Raw genomic sequence first — 17,395 nt, 5'->3', positions numbered from 1 at the left:
TTTACACCAGAAGTTCTAAGTGGGTGAGGCTAAGCCAGTGATCGAATTTGTAGGTTACCTCTTTGAGAGTTCCCACGTTTTCAAACCCGAACTTTTCATGCAACTTTAATGATGCCGTATTAGTAGACACGATCAAGGCGAGCAGCGAATGCACCTTCTCATCTGCCCGGGCGCGGTCTACGAGCTCACCCATAAGGGCGGTGCCCACGCCTTGGCCCTGGGCATTGGGGGAAAGGTAGATCGTGGTTTCATAGCAGCCCTGCCAGATGCGGGGATCGCGGTAAGGGTGGTAGAGCGCCCAGCCCAAGTATTCGCCCGCATCGGTTTCGGCAACGAGGAAAGGACACTCCATGTCCTGGATGTGGCGCAGGTATTCTTCGCGTTCAGCCACGGTGACTGGGGTGGAGTTAAAGATGACATCGGTGTGCTCGATGGCCCAGTTGAGGGTATCGGTCATGGCGGGGACATCGCTCAGGTCCGCTGGTCTGATCAACATAGCTGCCAATATTACAATTGCGGGTATGTCTAAAAAGAAGCGACGTCCTACTCCCATTCCAGCCCCAGGGCTCAGCGGGCTCAGTGATGCGCATACGCACCTTTTCTCGCATAAAGATACCGATGAGGTGCTGGTTAACCGCGCCCGCGCCGCCGGGGTATCCCGCCTGGTGACGGTAGGCGATGACCGCCGCGAGTCCGAAGCGGCGCTTGCGACCGCGCACGCGTTTCCCAATGTGTATGCCGCCTGTGCCATCCACCCGGTGCGGGCGAATGAGCTAGACGCGCCCACCAAAGCCGCTTTGGAGGACATGGTGGCGGATCCGCGGTGCGTGGCGGTGGGCGAGACCGGCATGGACGCCTATTGGGTCCACCACGAACCGGAGACCACCGCGAGCTTGGTCCAGCAAGAAGAATCTCTGCGCTGGCATATCGATCTGGCGGTGCGCACCGGCAAGACCCTTATGATCCATAACCGCGAGGCGGATAAGGATCTGCTGCGCATTCTTGCCGATGCCCCCACGCCTGAAACCGTCATGCTCCACTGCTTCTCCTCACCGCTGCGGGTGGCAGAAGAAGCATTAGAGCGCGGTTACGTGTTGTCCTTTGCTGGCAATGTCACCTTTAAGCGCAATGCGCAGTTGCGCCAGGCGGCCGCGCTGGCTCCGGCGGGGCAGTTGCTGGTGGAGACTGATGCGCCGTTTATGACCCCGGAGCCATTCCGCGGGCAGCGCAATGAGCCTTCCCTGATTGGGCACACCTATGACTGTATTGCTCGGGCGCGCCACCAGACCACTCAGGCATTGGCGGCGGAGGTCAATGAGACTTTTGACCGGGTATATGGAATTAAGACGACAGGCGAGTGAGGATTGTCACAAAATTAAATACGCTGGTCGCTGGTGGCATGGGTGCTGGATGTGACAACTGTTTTCGCCAGTTATAGCTGTGGCGCAGCGCTTCTCGACTTTCCTCACTCGTTATCGTATTGTTATTGATTGTTCGTTGAGGCTTAACGCCTCTACCTTCCCGCCGCGCTGGTTCACAGTGGAGTAGTCGCGGCACCGCCGCTGGTTTCCCTAGCCCGCGGCAATAATTGTGATACTGGATAGACAGCACCACCGGAGATTAACTACACATGGCACCTCACCACATTAAGCGCATCAATAATTCACGTTCCCTGCCGCTGCGCCTGGCAACGGGTGGCGTCTTGAGCACCCTCGCCGTAGGCGGTGTCGTGGCGGTTGCTGCGCAGAAAGACCTAGTCGTAGAAGTCAACGGTGACAAGGTAGAGCTGGCCACCTTTGCCAAAGACGTGGACGGCGCCCTGCAGGCGGCCGGCGTCCAGGTGGGCGAAGAAGACATCGTCTCGCCCGCACCATCTGAGTCCGTGGCCGATGGCGATGAGATCTCCGTGCGCACCGCCAAGCCGGTTGCCGTATCCATCGATGGTGAACAGCAGCAGCTTTCTACTACTGATCTCACCGTGTCCGATCTGCTCAATAACCTGCAGGGCGTAAACCCGGGAGCTGCCGTGAAGTCTGGCGAAGATGACGTGGATAAAGATACCCAGTTAAAAGATGGCATGGATCTAGAGGTCGTTTCCCCCAAGATCATCAAGATCAACGATGGGGGCAAGAATACCTACACCAAGATTGCCGCCAAGACCGTGGACGATGTGCTCAAGGAGCGCGGTATCAAGCTCGATGAGGATGACCGCGTTTTCCCAGCCAAGGAAGAAAAGGTCACCGAGGGCATGTCTATCAAGGTTGAGCGGATAGACATTCAGACCGAGGATGTCACCGAGGAATTCGAGGCCGAGCCGCATTTCGTGGATGACCCTGAGCTGGAAGCTGGCGCTGAAGAGGTGCGCGAGCAAGGCGAAAAGGGCAAGCGCGAAATCACCCGCAAGGTGGTCCTGAAGAACGGCAAGAAGGAATCCGAAGAGGTCATCAAGGATGAGGTCGTTGTAGGGCCAAAGCCTGCGACCATTGCCCGCGGCACTAAGCAGGCGGAGCCGGAGCCGCAAGGCGGTAACTCGGGCGCGGCTGCCCCCGCCGTGGCTGATGGCTCCGTGTGGGATTCCATCGCGCAGTGCGAATCCACCGGTAACTGGTCCATCAATACCGGCAATGGTTTCTCCGGTGGCCTGCAATTCGCACCGTCCACTTGGGCTGGCTTCGGCGGCACCGAATACGCACCTGAGGCTTGGCAGGCCACCCGCGAGCAGCAGATTGCCGTGGCACAAAAGGTACAAGCCTCCCAGGGCTGGGGTGCATGGCCTGCATGTACCGCCAAGTTGGGCCTGCGCTAAAAAGCACGCGCAGCACCGCGCATTCTGCGTCGCACCCCGCGTCACTACGGCGCGGGGTGCGACTTTCTGCATTCTTCTACTAGGTTAGAGAACATGACTGAATCTCCGGGCGCCGCGCTTTTAGGCCCAGTAGAAATCCGAGCTTTAGCGGAGAAACTGGATATCACGCCCACCAAGAAATTGGGACAGAATTTCCTCCACGATCCCAATACCATTCGCCGCATCATCGCGGCAGCGGATCTGGATCCCACAGACCGCGTCGTGGAGGTCGGCCCCGGGTTGGGGTCACTGACCCTAGGGCTGGTGGAGACCGTTGAGGATCTCACCGCGGTGGAAATCGATCCGCGCTTGGCGGCGCAGCTGCCGGAAACGGTGGGAGAGCGCGCCGCCGACTACGCCGAGCGCCTGCGCGTGGTGGAAAAAGACGCGCTGCGCGTGACCAGTGAGGATGTCGCGGCTCCTACGGCGTTGGTGGCCAACCTGCCCTATAACGTGGCGGTGCCGGTGCTCTTGCACTTTTTGGAGACGTTTCCTTCCATCCGCCGCGTGCTCGTCATGGTGCAGCTGGAGGTGGCGCAGCGCCTCGCCGCGGAGCCCGGCAGCAAGATCTACGGCGTGCCTTCCGTGAAGGCCGGGTTTTATGGCACGGTGAGCCAGGCTGGGACCATTGGCAAGAATGTCTTTTGGCCCGCGCCCAATATCGCCTCCGGCTTGGTGCGCATCGATGTCTTCGATACCCCGTCCTGGCCGGTCGACGATGCCGCGCGCGCTGCGGTTTGGCCGCTTGTCGATGCCGCCTTTGCCCAACGCCGCAAGACCCTCCGCGCCGCACTATCGGGCCACTATGGTTCCGGTGCGGCCGCCGAAGAGGCGCTGCGCGCGGCCGGAATCGATCCGAAGCAGCGCGGGGAGAAGCTCGCTATTGCAGACTTTGTACGATTGGCAGGACTACAGTGAGCGCACCACACGGAAACGAGCCGATAACCTATACAGCCCATGCGCATGCCAAGGTCAATGTGTACCTTGGCGTGGCGGAACCGCGGGAGGATGGCTTTCACGAGCTGGTCACGGTCTTTCAGTCCCTGAGCCTGCACGATACGGTAACGCTGACTGATTTAGGCAACGCCGAAGTAGATAAACCCCGCGTGCAGTACCTCAAGGTATCCGGTCCGCACGCGGCGGGCGTGCCAGAGGATGACACGAACTTGGCGTGGACTGCGGTGGACCGCATCATGCAACACCTGTATGTCACCCGCGGCGGCATCAAGATTCCGGAGGTGGGCCTTGAGATTCACAAGGCAATTCCCACCGCCGGCGGCATGGCAGGCGGTTCCGCGGATGCAGCGGCGGCGCTGCGCCTTGCGGAGCGCTGCTACGGTCGTTATTACGGAATCGATTCGGTAGGAGAGCACATTCTGGATGCCTTGGGCGCCGCTCTTGGCTCCGACGTGCCGTTTACCCTGCTGGGCGGCACGGCGCTTGGTACCGGGCGCGGGGAGCAGTTGACTTCCATGATGACTAGGGGTACCTATCACTGGGCGCTGATTGCCTCCGATCGCGGCCTATCCACACCTAGTGTGTTCCGCAAGCTCGATGAATTGCGCGATGCGGGGCGGGTAACCGCGCCGGCGCTTGATACGACGGAGATTTCCCAGGCGCTCATTTCCGGCGATGCCCAGCGCGTGGCAGCGCACCTGCACAATGACCTGCAACCCGCCGCGCTATCCCTGCGCCCAGATCTCCGCAAGACCTTGGAGGCGGGCATGGATGCGGGTGCGCTCAACGGCATCGTCTCCGGCAGCGGGCCCACCTGCGCGTTCTTATGTGCCACCCGCGAAGACGCGGAAGAAGTTGCAGCACAGGTCGGCATAGAAATACCGGGCACCAAGGGCGTTGTAGCCCAGGGCCCGGCTGCGGGTGCGGAAGTGCTCTAGCTTGGGGCGATGGGGATGGGCATCGCCAAGCACGAGCACTAGAGCGCTAGAAACTTAGAGCACGGCCATTTCGGTGGGCTCGAAGTCCAGCTCGTAGCGGTCCGTTTCCTTACCGCGCAAGAGGTCGATGACGACGAGCTCCTTCTTCTGTGCATCCGTGATGTAGGCATAGCCATTGGCGGCCTTCAGGATTGGGCCCGGCTGCTGCCACTCCTCGTTTTCCTTCCACTTGGAAATCGCGTCGATCTGCTTGGTGATTTCCCCGGAGTCAGGGTCGATGACATTGAGCTTGCCATCGGTGGTCAGCACCAGGGCCTCGCCCATAGGACCGCGTGCTAGAGAGCGGAACCAGTAAGAGCCGTCCAAGTCCACCTTCTTGGCGGAGTAGTCCTCGGTATTGATCAAGGTTACCGAGGTGGGGCGCTCGAAATCGGCGTCCTTCTCGGTCTTGTTATCGGCCAAGATGACATTGGATTCCTCGGATCCCGCGGAGTTTCCGGAGCGCTGGTAGCCATCGGCACCGGCATAGTCGGAGACGTCTACCTTGTGGAACTTGGAGCCGTTAAAGACTACGGGGCCGTCTTCGCAGCCGAAGAAAAGCTTGCCATTTCCTGCGGCTGCTTCGCCGTGGACGCCGGGGCACTCGGTGGTCTCATCCAAGACCTTGCCGTCCTTGTCGAGGTGCTGGATGGTGTGGCGCTCGTCTTCGGTGCCCTTGGTGATGACCACGGAGCCATCCTTAAGCGGGACGGCCACGCCGTGGTGCGCCTCGCCGGTCTTGACGGTGTTGACGGGCTTGGCGTCCTTGGAGCCAATGTCCTCGGTCTTATAAATCTTGGCTACGCCATCGCCATCAGAAAATAGGGCGGTAAAACCATCGTGGTGGACTACGTGGCCAGCGTGGGGTGCCTTAATTTTGTCATCGCCCAGCTCTGGATCCGCGGTGTAGTAGTGGTTGTGGTCGCCGTGAGCCTTGGTGATGCGGCCGGTGTCGTAGGTGAGGAAGTTATCGCCCTTGGTCACCATGACGTGGCGGTCATTGCCAGCGTCATTGAGGCGAAGGAAGGAATTCATCTCCTCTTCATCGAGGATATCGCCGGATTTGGCATCGTAGGTGGTCAGGCCATCAGCGTGGGAGAAGACGATGCGCGGGGGAAGCTGGGCTACCTCGGTCTGGCCTTCTTCGGCCTCCATACCGTCGTGGGAGTGGCCCTCGTGATCATGATCGTGGTCATGGTCGTGTTCGTGGCTTTCCGCGGTGGTGGCCTCGTTGGGGTTTTGGGCGTCGGTATCTTCTTCCGGCGCCGAGCAGGAAGCGATGGTGAGCGCTGAGGCAGAGAGGATAGTGCAGAGGGTAAGTGTGTGCTTCTTCATACACACGCAGAGTATTGCAAGTGAAATTCGGTAGCAACATGTTTGGGAATGCGGGGGTGGCGGTAGGGAGGTATTAAGATGAGTCCCTGTTATGGCAAACCTGATTAACCTCGAGCAAGTCACCAAGTCCTATGGCTTAAAAACTCTCCTTGATGGGGTATCCCTCGGCGTACAAACCGGGGATCGCATCGGCATCGTGGGCGTCAACGGCGGCGGCAAGACCACCCTGCTGGAAGTGCTCACCGGTATTGAGCCGCCGGATTCTGGCCGCGTATCCCACACCTCGGATCTGCGCATGGCCGTGGTGACGCAGCGCTTTGACCTGCCCGAAGAGCTCACCATCGCGCAGGCGATCATTGAACCCCTCGAGCTCGAGACCTACGAATGGGCCTCCAACGCCAAGGTGCGCGACGTGCTCGGCGGCCTTGGCATCGTGGACCTGGGGCTAGATACTCTCGTGAGCTCCCTGTCCGGCGGTGAGCGCCGCCGCGTCAACCTTGCCGCCGCGCTGGTGCAGGATCTAGACCTCGTGGTGCTCGATGAGCCCACGAACCACCTGGACGTGGAAGGCGTGCAGTGGCTGGCTGACCACCTGCTCAAGCGCAACCTCGCCGTCATCGTGGTCACCCACGATCGTTGGTTCCTCGATACCATTGCCACCTGGACATGGGAAGTCCACGACGGCACGGTCGATGCATACGAGGGCGGATACAACGACTGGACGTTCGCCCGCGCCGAACGCGCCCGCCAGGCCGATGCGATGGAGCAACGCCGCAAAAACTTGGCCCGCAAGGAATTGGCGTGGCTGCGCCGCGGGGCACCGGCGCGTACCTCGAAACCGCGCTACCGGATTGAGGCCGCGGAAGCGCTTATTTCTGATGTTCCCGAGCCGCGCAACAAGGTCGAGCTCATGTCCTTTTCCAAGCAGCGTCAGGGCCGCGTGGTCATCGAGCTAGAAGATGCCACCGTGAAGTCCCCGGATGGCCGCACCTTGGTCGATCACCTCACTTGGCGCCTGGCCCCAGGCGAGCGCATCGGCCTCGTGGGTGTTAATGGCTCCGGAAAGACCACGCTGCTGCGCACACTGGCTGGCGAATACGAGCTCGCAGCCGGAAAGCGCATCGAGGGCCAAACCGTGCGCTTAGGTTGGCTGCGCCAGGAACTCGATGACTTGGATCCGCAGCGGCGGCTTCTCGATGCCGTCGAGGATGTTGCCACCTACGTGCAGCTAGGCAAAAAGGAGCTCAGCGCCTCTCAGCTGGCCGAGCGCCTCGGCTTTTCCGCCAAGCGCCAGCGCACCCCGGTCGGGGATCTTTCCGGTGGCGAGCGCCGCCGCCTCCAGCTCACCCGCGTGCTCATGGCAGAACCCAATGTTTTACTCCTCGATGAGCCCACCAACGACCTGGATATCGATACGCTCCAGGAACTGGAATCCCTACTCGATTCGTGGCCGGGTACCCTGGTGGTCATTTCGCACGATCGCTACCTGATCGAGCGCATTGCGGATAATACGTATGCGCTCTTCGGGGATGGCAACCTGACGAACCTTCCCGGTGGCATCGACGAGTACCTGCGCAAGCGCGAAGAAATCGAGGCCGGCAAGAACACAGGGGTTATAAACCTGGGAGAAAAGAAGACGGGCGCGCCGGCGCCGAAGCCGGAAAAGAAGCTTTCTTCCCAGCAAGAGCGCGAAATCACCAAGAAGATGAACGCGCTTGAGCGGAAGATGCAGAAGCTGGAAAAATCCGCCGCGCAGATCAATGAGAAATTGGCCGCGGCGGCAGAAAAAGTCGATACCGAAGCGATGACTCGCCTCGATACGGAATTAAAGGACAATCGCAGCGCCTATGAGGATTTGGAGATGGAATGGCTGGAGTTAGGGGAGAAGCTCGAGCAGTAGAAGCTCGCATCGCCGATATTGTCCGCCACCTCGATCCGTGGGGCATTATCGGCGCCGCCATTTTGTCTACGCTGGGCCTTACTCCGTCCATTTTGCCCCGCGATTGGCCCTATCAGGGCCTGATTTCGGGCCTTGCCGCCGGGTTTGGCTACGTGGTGGGCATCGGCGTGAAACTGGTGTGGTACCGCTTCGTCGTTAGCAAATGGTCGGATAAGTATCCCTGGCTTGCTGCCTCTGCGTGGGAACCAAAGCGCTACCGGCTGCTCGCGCGCATCGCCACAGGTGCGTTCATAGCCTGGATGGTCGGTTTCGTCATTATCGCCGTGCGCTGGCAGCACGAGCTCGCGAACGTATATTCCGTGCCCGCGCCGTCCATGACCAGCTACCTGCTGGTGGTGCCCCTGGCGCTGGCGGTATTTACCGTCTTCCTGCTCATCCTGCGCTCCATTATCTTTCTGGTGCGCTGGTTAGCGCGGCGCTTCCCGCAGCGGTTCCGCTCCACATACCGCCGCCTCGGGGCAGTACTCATTGTTGCGGTCATCGCTATCTACACCATTGAAAACATCATTCCCGGTGCCATCGTGGGCTTGGGCGATAGGGTATTTACCGCCCAGAACGCCGACCCTGATCCGGATACCCAGCGCCCCACCCTCAGCGAGCGCTCCGGATCGCCTACTTCCGATGTCGACTGGAACGGCGTAGGCCTGCAAGGCTCCCGGTTCCTCAGCTCCGGGGCGCATAAGGCCGAGCTAGAACAGGTCACCGGTAAACCCGCCAAGGAGCCCATCCGCGCCTACGCCGGTCTGGGCAACCGCGATTCCAATGAGGGGCGGGCGCAATTGCTTATCGATGAACTCGAGCGCACCCACGCCCAAGACCGCAAGGCCCTCTTGTTGACCATGACCACCGGTACCGGCTGGGTATCGTCCTATTCCGCGCAAGCCTTCGAACTGCTCTATGGAGGGGATACCGCCATTGCTGCAGCGCAGTATTCCGCCATGCCGTCCGTTTTCCACTTCCTTGGGGGCGGCGGCCAAGTAGAACGCGCCGGGGAAGAGTTCATCAACCCCGTCGTGGACTGGTGGAATTCGCTGCCCGAAGATGACCGGCCCAAGCTCTACCTCTACGGCGAGTCCTTAGGCACAACCGGCATCGAGGCCGCCTTTTCTGGCGTGCGCGATATCGCTAATTCCGTCGACGGCATCTTATTGACCGGCCCGCCGCACTTTAACCAGTTGCGCTCGCAGTTTGTGGAGCGCCGTGATCCCGGGTCGACAGAAATCTCGCCGGTCTACGCCGGCGGGCTCGTGGTCCGTTTTGCCAACGAGGTGGACCAAGTCCGCCGCTGGGGACGCGTTCCGGAAGAGGAGTGGGGCAGGACCCGCATGCTATATATTCAGCACCCTTCCGATCCTGTGAGCTGGTGGTCGCCCGGATTGGCCTTCAAAGAGCCGGATTGGATGAAAGAAGACAGCCCCTATTCGCGTGAGCGCGTGATGCAGTGGATGCCTATTATTACCTACCTACAAATTGCTGCGGATCTACCCGGAGCCAAGGATGTTCCCGATGGGGTGGGCCATAATTACGGGAACTCTGTCCTCGATGGATTTGCGGCCATCGCCGGGCCCGATCTTGCCCGTTCCATTGATTCGGAGGAGCTGCAGCGGCAATTCAATGAACTCGATGTTGGTATTTATTAGGCTTCCTAGGGCTTCTTAACCCCGCGAGGTAACCCAGAGCACGCAGAGCACCGCTTGTATAACAAAGCCATATCGAAGTGGGGCGGAACCGGCGATATGCTTTCGCCCTCTGAAAAGTTATGACAAGCTGAAAATCATGAAGCCGATTCGAAGCGCCACCGCAGCAGTCCTGACCACCGTACTCGCCCTGTCTGGTACCACGGCAGTGGCTTCTGCGGAGCTTACCGCGGCCCCGCAGGTTCAGCAGGTTTCCACCCTTGCTGAAAAGTACAACGTTACTTTGCCCAGCTTTCTAAAGGCCGCACCTGAAGCTGAACCGGAAGTAGCAGCGGAAGAAGCGCCTACGGATGCAGCCGCTCCGGAGCCACAGGCCTTCGAGGCCCCGCAGGTTGCCGCTGACTTGCAGGTAGCCACCGCCGATCACCTAGCCCAGGCTGGTCACCACCCAGATGAGACCGCAACCGCTATCGCACAGGAATGGGCAAACCAGGGTGCAGGCGGTGAGCTTACGTACTACGGCGACGTGGCAAGCGGCGTGACCCACACCGATGAGGGTCAAGGCAACGTCTACCGTCTGTCTGAAGAACAAGCCCAGGAGCGCCTCAACTGGTTCAACCTGGGCCTCGAGGTAACCCCCGGACCCGAGTACGGTTACGGCGTCGCTACTGCCTTTGATGGCGAGTTCATCTACATCGCGGAATACTTCCTCAACTAGTTCTTATTCCCGCGATACCTGCCCCCGATTCTCCTGAGGCCCGCGCGCATGGCAGAGCAGCCATGACGCAGTGGGAACAATATTGATAGAATCGGGGGCATGATTTTGATTAACGTACAGTTCCACGTAAAGCCTGAATACGCCGATACTTTCCTTGATGAGATCAACTGGTACACCGAGGCTTGCAACGCCGAGCCGGGTTGCATCGACTTCAAGTGGTACCGCGATCCGGAAGATTCTCAGCGCTTCCTGCTGCTCGAGTCCTACGCAGATGGCAAGGACGTAGAGCACGTTCAGGGCGAGCACTTCAAGCGCGCCTGCGACGAATTCCCCAAGTACCTCGTAGAGACCCCAGACATCATCAACGTCCACATCGATGGCCGCACCGGTTGGGACAAGATGGGCGAGTTCGCCGTCGATTAATCTCGCTGCCTAGTACTAAAGCCCGCACTCATGTCAACCATGAGTGCGGGCTTTAGTTATGCGTTCATCTACGAGCCAGAACATAAAACCCCGCCCTTCATTCTCACGGGGCGGGGAACCCGCCCCGTGAGAATGAAGGGCGGGCGAGGGTGAGGCTGAGGTAGGAGGCCGACCCAGATGTGCTAGCTACCTCCGGCCGCGCTCTCCGTTAAGCCTGGCATTGTGAGGATACGCTCTTGTCGTATTTGGAATATTGCTTCAAAGCGTCATAGAAGGCGTCGGAATAGCCGGTGGCGCCTTCGGGAAGCGGGTGCACGCCATCGGAGTAGAGCATGTCCGGATTATTTTCGGCATAGCCACACCAGTCGGCGATATAGGCATTGTCGTATTCCTTGCCGGCGTCGATGACGTCCTGCTGGGACTGCGCCATCCACTCGCGATCACCGTAGGGAACAACCATTACCACGGTATGGTCCTTGCCGATGATGTCCATGGCCTGGCTGATTTGATTTGGCTGGGCGGCGCCGTTGGTGCCGAAGCCCAAGAATACGGTATCGCGCAACGTGCCGGCGTCCTTCATTTGTTGAAGGATTTGGATACCCACCGTGTAGTGGCGGGATTCCTGGGCATCGATATAAATTCCGGGGAAACGTTGGCTGAGGGCATCGCTAGCCGCCAGCATCACCGAATCACCGATCGCGGTAATATCTGTCCCCTTCGGGATGGGGCGGGTCTTGGCGTCATCCTTTGCTTCGTCTTTATCGTCTTCAGTCGATGTTGTTGACGGAGCGGATGCCTCCGGTGGAGGTGGGTTATTGCTTTCGTTTTGCTGCTGGAGCTGGTCGAGCTGCTGCTCCAATTCGGTCTTGTCGCTGGAATTAACTACGCCGTACACAACGCCCACCAGAGAGGCGACGACCAAGAACGGGACGACAGGCCACATGGCCTTGCCAAAACCATCCTTGAGTTCGCTGAAGCTCGGGCGCGAGGCCCAGTAGTTCTTCCACGTCTTCTTGTATCCGCCGCGGCGGAAAGGATTCTCGATGAACTGATAAGAGATCTCCGAAAGGATCAGGGAGATGGGGACGGCGACAAGACCCAGAATCCAAGTATTCTCAGAATTCTGATTGCCGTGGAATAGCGCCTCCAAAATCATGATGACTGGCCAGTGCCACAGGTACAGCGAGAAGGAACGCTGACCCAACCACCGACTGACCTTCGTCCTAAACAGCGGCGTCATCGGGCCGTACTCGTGGATGACACCCCACACCATGAGGGCACCAAGGATGCTGGTGATAAAGAGCCCGCCGCGGTAGGTAAATTCGGCATCGTCAGGCATGAGGAATAGCTGCGCGACATAGCCGATGAGCGCCAAGAAGCCAATGATGCCGGCGGCACGGGTTTCTACCTTGCCGGAGGATGCCCAAGAATCCGCGTTGGGATCGGACTTCGTAGAGGTCACCAACAAGGAGAGGACAGCGCCGGTCAACAGGCCGAATGCGTGGGTATCCGTGCCGTAGTACACGCGGGTGGGGTCTTCACCTGGCGTAAAGATAAACCACATGGCTGCGAAGGAGGCAAGCCCCAGCACGCTGGCGACGACGACCGGAAGGCGGCGCGGCTGGCGTGACGAGATGCGGAAAATACCCAGCATGAGCAGTGGCCAGATGAGGTAGAACTGCTCTTCTACGGCGAGTGACCAGTAGTGGGCGAATACCTGGATCTCGTTATCGGCGAAATAGGATTGCGAGGTCGCAATCTGCGTCCAGTTATTGACAAAGAACAGGGTGCCGAAGAATTGCTGACGCAGGCCGACGGCCAAATCGCCGCCAACCCACGCAACGATTGCCGTACAGAAAACGAGCACGGCGACGGCGGCCGGCAGGATGCGCCTGAAGCGTCGGACCCAAAAGTCTTTCAGGCTAATCGTCCCGGACGTGCGGTATTCGCGCACGAGGAGTGACGTAATAAGAAATCCGGAGAGGACGAAGAACATGTCCACGCCCAAGTAACCGCCGGGTAGGGCGTCGTCGAAAAAGTGGTAAAAGACAACGGCGAGAACGGCTAGGCCGCGCAGGCCATCGAGGCCCTTGACTTGGCGTAGCCGCGCGTGCCGCTTCTTGCGCACGTTTTTATCCTCTGGCGGTATTGCAAGTACTTCAGAGTCGTTTTGTTGATTCTGCAAGGGGTATTTCGATTTATTGGCGCCCTGCTTGCCTTGCGCAGACGACTGCTCCGCAGAGTGATTGGCTGCAGGTTGTTGTTCTCGCGCGTTCTCTTCGGCAGGGCGCTTAGCCTGAAAGGCCATCGTGGGCGCGGTCTTCTCTCCGCTTGGGTTCCCAGGCTTTTGTTCTTGCGCAGAGGCGGACCCCTGGATAGAGGCAGGCTCCTGGACGGAGGCGGGGCCCTGTGCCGTGGCGGATTCTTGTGTGGTTTGGCGCTGTTCTGGTCGCTTGCGACTAGATGCGCGCTGTTCAGGCTTGTGCTGTTTGGGCTTAGCTTGCTCAGGCGTGTGTTGTTTGGGCTTAGCTTGCTCAGGCGTGTGTTGTTTGGGCTTTTGGGCGGGCCAAGACTGCTGGGTGGGAAATTCAGGGGTTCCTTGTGCGGCGTTCGCCGAATCATCGGCAGGCTTTGCAGGGCCAGAAGGCTTAGTCGTACCCGAAGGACGAGCGCCGTCGGAGGACCGAGTAGTACCGGAAGACTGGGATGCGCCAGCGGAGTTTTTAGGGCGGGAAGTACTAGGACTGCTAGACGTACCGCCGGGGCTCGCTGGGAATTCCTTCGTCTCGGCCGCGGGTTGCTGCGGTTTCTTAGATCCTTTGGGCGTGGCTGGCTTTATCGGTTGGCGCTTTTTCGCTTCGGCCTTTTTCTGGGCGGAACCGTTTTGCTTGTTTTGGGTAGTGCCCTTAGTTGGAGCGGATTTGGCAGCCTTCGCATTTTGGGTGCGAGTTGCCTGCTTTTGTTGCGGCGTGGGCGTACCTATCTGGCGCGACTGGCGCGCGAGACCACGGTTGATGTCCGTAGGCTGTGTTTGTGCAGCTTTCTTACTGTCCTGCTTGCCTTTGTCCTGTGGTGTTGACTTGCTGTTTTGCCCACTCGAGCGGGGAGCCTGTTGTTGCTTCCGCGCGCCTTTATCAGTGTGGCTTTCCGCATTCGGTTCGGCGGGTGCGGTGGATTTAGGCGTAGAAGCCTCAGTGGAGGAATCACCTGTAGGCCCATCCTTTTGCCGCGTCGAAGGCGGCGTGGCCTCATTACGCTCGGAATCTTTCTTCCCCAGCAGCGAGCGCAGAAAACGATTCACATGAACTCCCATTGCACTACGAAAATGTACTAATCGGCCAATTTTAGACCGCGAGCAGCGCCATTACCCAAAGTAGAGAGCACGGCGTGGCGCGGGAAATTGGCAATATTTAACGGATAGATGGTGAAAGAAAAGAGTCTAATCCTATTGGCTGGCAAAAAGCTGATTCAGCACTGTCAGCACCCCATACTCGGTATTGGGCGGGGCGATTGTATCGGCAATGGCTTTGAGCTTAGGATGCGCATTGTCCATGGCAATGGCGGTGCCAGCGGCTTGGAGGAGTTCGAAATCATTGAGGAAATCCCCAAACGCCGCGGTGCGAGATTGGGGGATACCCAGCAGCGATGCCATGGTTTCTAGCGCCACCCCCTTATTGACCCCGGCCGCCATCACATCGAGCCACACTGCCCCAGATACCGCAATATTGTGCTCGGGCACGGCCTCGCGCAGCGGATCGTGGAGGTGTTTCTCGCTGCCATCGGCGCAGAAGGCCGCGATTTTGATAATGTCCTCATCGAGCAGATTGTGCAGGTCATCCACCCAGGTGATGGATTTATAGTACTTGGAAATTTCGGCGGAGGCTTGCTCGTCGATGCGCGTTTCCACAAACGCCGTTGCCGGCGTGCACAGCACCACGGTGTGGGGTTGGGCTACCGCGTCGAGCGCTCTCACCGCAGCGTGGACGGCCGATGACGGCAGGGGCGTAGTGCTCAGCAGCTCGTTATTGTGCACAACCACGGAGCCATTTTCCGCAATAAAGGTCTCTTCATGAGGAAACATCTCTTGCAGGGTGGCGAGCTGGCGCCCCGATGCCGGAACGAGGGTGACGCCAAGCTCGGTTGCGCGCTGGCTAGTCTCCGCGAATCCTGGCGGCAAGTCGCCGTTTCCATCGAGCAGGGTGCCGTCCATGTCTAGGGCGATAAGCTGTGGAAGCAAAATTAAGACCTATCTGTGAAGTCGCAAACGGTAGCTAGGTATATGAGTTGTGTGTCACAATAGGGGATATGACTAATGATGCACCTATCGTGTCCTCAATCCGCAACCATACCGGAGTCATTGAGCTCAACCGCCCAAAGGCTCTCAACTCCCTGAGCCCAGAAATGATCGATCTCATTGCCGCCGCTTTGGATAAGTGGCGTGATGATGACGAGGTAGAGCAGGTCCTTTTGACCTCTACCAACCCCAAGGCTTATTGCGCCGGCGGCGATGTCCGCTTGGCCCGCGACGGCATCGTGGACGGCAAATACGACGAGGTGGATGACTTCTTTGCCTCGGAATACACCCTCAACGGGGATATCGCGGAATACCCCAAGCCGGTCATCGCGCTGGTGGATGGCATCGCTATGGGCGGCGGTCTTGGTGTCTCCGCGCACGGCTCGCACTGCGTGGTCACGGATAAGACTTTCGCCTCCATGCCGGAGATGAATATTGGTTACGTCACGGATGTGGGCATGGCGTATGCCTCCCAAAACGCCGTAGGCACGCGCGGTAAGGCCTCGCCAGAGCTCGCGAAGTTCTGGGGTATTACCGGCTACCGCATGTACGCCGCCGACCTCGTGTGGAGCGGGCTGGCCACTGACTACGTAAAAGACGGCGATGCCTTTGCCAACGACGTCATTGACAAAGGCATTGACGCCGCGCTGGAACAGCACTCCGTGCAGCCGGAAGATGAGGCCCCGCTTGCGGAGCTCATCGAAGGGATCGAGGCTAGCTTCCGCCACGATTCCTGGCAGGACATCACCGCTGCCGCAGAGGAGTACCCAGAACTGAAGGAGCTGGTAGAAAAGCTCACCGCGCAGGCCTGCCCGACCTCCATCGTGGCCGCGCTGGAGCTCTACCGAGCAGAGGCGGAGTGCTCGAGCATTCGCGATGCCCTTGAGCTGGAAAAGAAACTCGGCGCCTATATGTATCGCCGCGATGACTTTTCCGATGGCGTGCGCGCGGTATTGGTGGATAAATCCAATGACGCGGCATTCAAACCGGCAAGCGTCGCGGATGTGGATGTAGACGCCATCCGCGACGTATTAGCTAAAGATTAATCCCGCGGAAGGAGGCGTAGGCCGATCGGGCCCGCGCCTCATTGATCTCTCGGGGTGGGGTAGCCGCCAGCGTTGCCTCCGTGGCCGCGGATGTGGGCTGCGGCAAATGCAGCGCTTCGGAATCGAGGAGGACGAGGCCGACGCGGCCATCGGCAAGCGTGGTGCCCACCAAAGTCCACATGCCCAGGATGGGCAGGGCTAGCTGGGGTATCTGCCGGGCGCGCGCGTAGTCCAGCGGTAGCGCGGGCCGGATTAGCGCCGGTACCTGGTGATCGATGCCGAAGCGGTACAGGTTCGCGGCAGCCTGCGCGGCTGCGGTGTCCTTGACCTCAGGATCGGCCCACGCCCACAGGAATCGCTCCTCCGAAATGGTGGCGATGAGTACCGCCGTGGCCTCGGCCTTCCCGCCAGAATAGCGGATCTCCGCCGTTGCCTCGTTCGCATTGAGGTGCACCGTGGCCTCGGGGAAATTGCCCTGGAAGTACATCTGGTGCTCCATGCCGTAATAAAAGGCATCCTCGATGATGCGGGTATCCTTCATGCCCGGCTCGATGGCGGTAATCTGCGGCGCACTCTCTGCGCTAGAAAAATACAGCGTCGTTCCATCGGAAAAATGCTCGACGGACTCCGCAGTGGAGTCCGCGGCAGATTCCGCGCCGACCTCTGCGGCCGTGATGCCTAAGTGGTGGGCGAGTTCGTGCACCGCGCGTTGCTCATCAATGTCCGGCGCGCTGCGGCGAATGCCTGCTGCAACGCTGGTGGGAAAGTCGAGGCGAGGGTGAAAATCCACAGCAATAATCGCCTCATGATCGCCTTGTTGTGCCCGCAGTACCGGGGCATTGCCGGCCAAGAGGCGAGCGAGGGGGATGAACTTTGCCGGGTCATCCCCGCCCTGCGGCAGGTCGGCCTCCGCCTGCATCGCCCACTGCCAGGTAGGCGAATCGGCGCGATCGATGACGGCGATGCGTGTGCCCCGGAAGTCTTTGACACCGGAGGGAGAGCTGCAGCGGATTTCCACGGGCTGATTGTGGTTAAGGCGCCCCTCGGAATCCATTGAGGGGGTGAGGAAATTAAATTCCACGTCGGTGGTATCGCCCAAGCGGGCCCGGAAGGCGGCATCAAGGCCCGACTGAATAAAGCAGGCATCGCGGGTGGCCTGGGCAAGCGAATTCGAAGTATCCATAATTACCTACGAGGATACTG

14 protein-coding genes are annotated in these 17,395 nt (G+C 59.5%); 9 read left to right on the top strand and 5 right to left on the bottom strand.

What is annotated here, in order from left to right; genetic code table 11:
* Position 1: 1 nt before the first annotated feature.
* Positions 2-496, bottom strand: coding sequence for a GNAT family N-acetyltransferase (locus ABRP66_RS05170; RefSeq protein ID WP_349838415.1), 495 nt, complete (start codon positions 494-496; stop codon positions 2-4).
* 25 nt (positions 497-521) lie between these two features.
* Between ABRP66_RS05170 and ABRP66_RS05165 the strand changes: the two genes are divergently transcribed.
* From ABRP66_RS05165 to ABRP66_RS05150, 4 genes are all read left to right on the top strand, one after another.
* On the top strand, positions 522-1,361 hold the full coding sequence (locus tag ABRP66_RS05165; RefSeq protein ID WP_284770629.1) for a TatD family hydrolase: 840 nt from the start codon (positions 522-524) through the stop codon (positions 1,359-1,361).
* A gap of 269 nt (positions 1,362-1,630) precedes the next feature.
* Positions 1,631-2,806 carry a resuscitation-promoting factor gene (locus ABRP66_RS05160; protein ID WP_284770630.1) on the top strand — a complete coding sequence of 392 codons (1,176 nt, stop codon included), beginning with the start codon at positions 1,631-1,633 and terminating at the stop codon, positions 2,804-2,806.
* A gap of 93 nt (positions 2,807-2,899) precedes the next feature.
* A complete protein-coding gene (rsmA, locus tag ABRP66_RS05155) occupies positions 2,900-3,763 on the top strand; it encodes a 16S rRNA (adenine(1518)-N(6)/adenine(1519)-N(6))-dimethyltransferase RsmA (protein ID WP_349838414.1) in 864 nt (287 codons plus the stop codon).
* Positions 3,760-4,740 (top strand): 4-(cytidine 5'-diphospho)-2-C-methyl-D-erythritol kinase, encoded by a 981-nt coding sequence (locus ABRP66_RS05150; RefSeq protein ID WP_284783730.1) that lies wholly within the window; start codon positions 3,760-3,762, stop codon positions 4,738-4,740. Before rsmA ends, ABRP66_RS05150 begins: the two co-directional genes overlap by 4 nt.
* 54 nt (positions 4,741-4,794) lie before the next feature.
* On the opposite strand, the gene ABRP66_RS05145 is transcribed toward ABRP66_RS05150, so the two are convergent.
* Positions 4,795-6,114, bottom strand: coding sequence for a hypothetical protein (locus tag ABRP66_RS05145; RefSeq protein WP_284770633.1), 1,320 nt, complete (start codon positions 6,112-6,114; stop codon positions 4,795-4,797).
* A gap of 91 nt (positions 6,115-6,205) precedes the next feature.
* Here ABRP66_RS05145 and ABRP66_RS05140 point away from each other — a divergent pair, with 91 nt between their 5' ends.
* The 4 genes from ABRP66_RS05140 (at position 6,206) to ABRP66_RS05125 (ending at position 10,852) form a co-directional block, all read left to right on the top strand.
* Entirely contained in the window at positions 6,206-8,014 is a 1,809-nt protein-coding gene (locus ABRP66_RS05140) for an ABC-F family ATP-binding cassette domain-containing protein (protein WP_284783731.1), read from the top strand.
* Positions 7,981-9,714, top strand: coding sequence for an alpha/beta-hydrolase family protein (locus ABRP66_RS05135; RefSeq protein WP_284783733.1), 1,734 nt, complete (start codon positions 7,981-7,983; stop codon positions 9,712-9,714). The genes ABRP66_RS05140 and ABRP66_RS05135 overlap by 34 nt, the downstream gene beginning before the upstream one ends.
* Positions 9,715-9,850: 136 nt before the next feature.
* The gene (locus ABRP66_RS05130; RefSeq protein WP_284783734.1) at positions 9,851-10,429 is read left to right on the top strand and encodes a hypothetical protein; all 579 of its coding nucleotides are present in this window, start codon (positions 9,851-9,853) and stop codon (positions 10,427-10,429) included.
* A gap of 99 nt (positions 10,430-10,528) precedes the next feature.
* Positions 10,529-10,852 carry a putative quinol monooxygenase gene (locus tag ABRP66_RS05125; RefSeq protein ID WP_005279956.1) on the top strand — a complete coding sequence of 108 codons (324 nt, stop codon included), beginning with the start codon at positions 10,529-10,531 and terminating at the stop codon, positions 10,850-10,852.
* A 208-nt stretch (positions 10,853-11,060) separates the two neighbouring features.
* Here the strand turns inward: ABRP66_RS05125 and ABRP66_RS05120 are convergent, their stop codons facing one another.
* Together ABRP66_RS05120 and ABRP66_RS05115 are read right to left on the bottom strand one after the other, a co-directional pair.
* Positions 11,061-14,153, bottom strand: a complete 3,093-nt coding sequence (locus tag ABRP66_RS05120) for an acyltransferase family protein (protein WP_349838413.1) — start codon at positions 14,151-14,153, stop codon at positions 11,061-11,063.
* A 144-nt stretch (positions 14,154-14,297) separates the two neighbouring features.
* Positions 14,298-15,089: an HAD family hydrolase gene (locus tag ABRP66_RS05115; RefSeq protein ID WP_284852447.1), complete on the bottom strand. Its 792-nt coding sequence runs from the start codon at positions 15,087-15,089 to the stop codon at positions 14,298-14,300.
* Positions 15,090-15,157: 68 nt separating this feature from the next.
* Here ABRP66_RS05115 and ABRP66_RS05110 point away from each other — a divergent pair, with 68 nt between their 5' ends.
* Complete coding sequence (locus ABRP66_RS05110) at positions 15,158-16,192, top strand: 3-hydroxyisobutyryl-CoA hydrolase (protein WP_349838412.1); 1,035 nt, start codon at positions 15,158-15,160, stop codon at positions 16,190-16,192.
* Here ABRP66_RS05110 and ABRP66_RS05105 read toward each other — a convergent pair.
* Entirely contained in the window at positions 16,182-17,375 is a 1,194-nt protein-coding gene (locus ABRP66_RS05105; RefSeq protein WP_284783368.1) for a DUF6882 domain-containing protein, read from the bottom strand. The genes ABRP66_RS05110 and ABRP66_RS05105 overlap by 11 nt on opposite strands.
* Positions 17,376-17,395 lie beyond the last annotated feature (20 nt).

Origin of the sequence: Corynebacterium sp. KPL2680, assembly GCF_040225675.1 — a bacterium.
Taxonomy (GTDB): domain Bacteria; phylum Actinomycetota; class Actinomycetes; order Mycobacteriales; family Mycobacteriaceae; genus Corynebacterium; species Corynebacterium rhinophilum.
The sequence above is the reverse complement of the archived record's forward strand: the minus strand, read 5'-3'. Positions and strand labels throughout refer to the sequence as shown.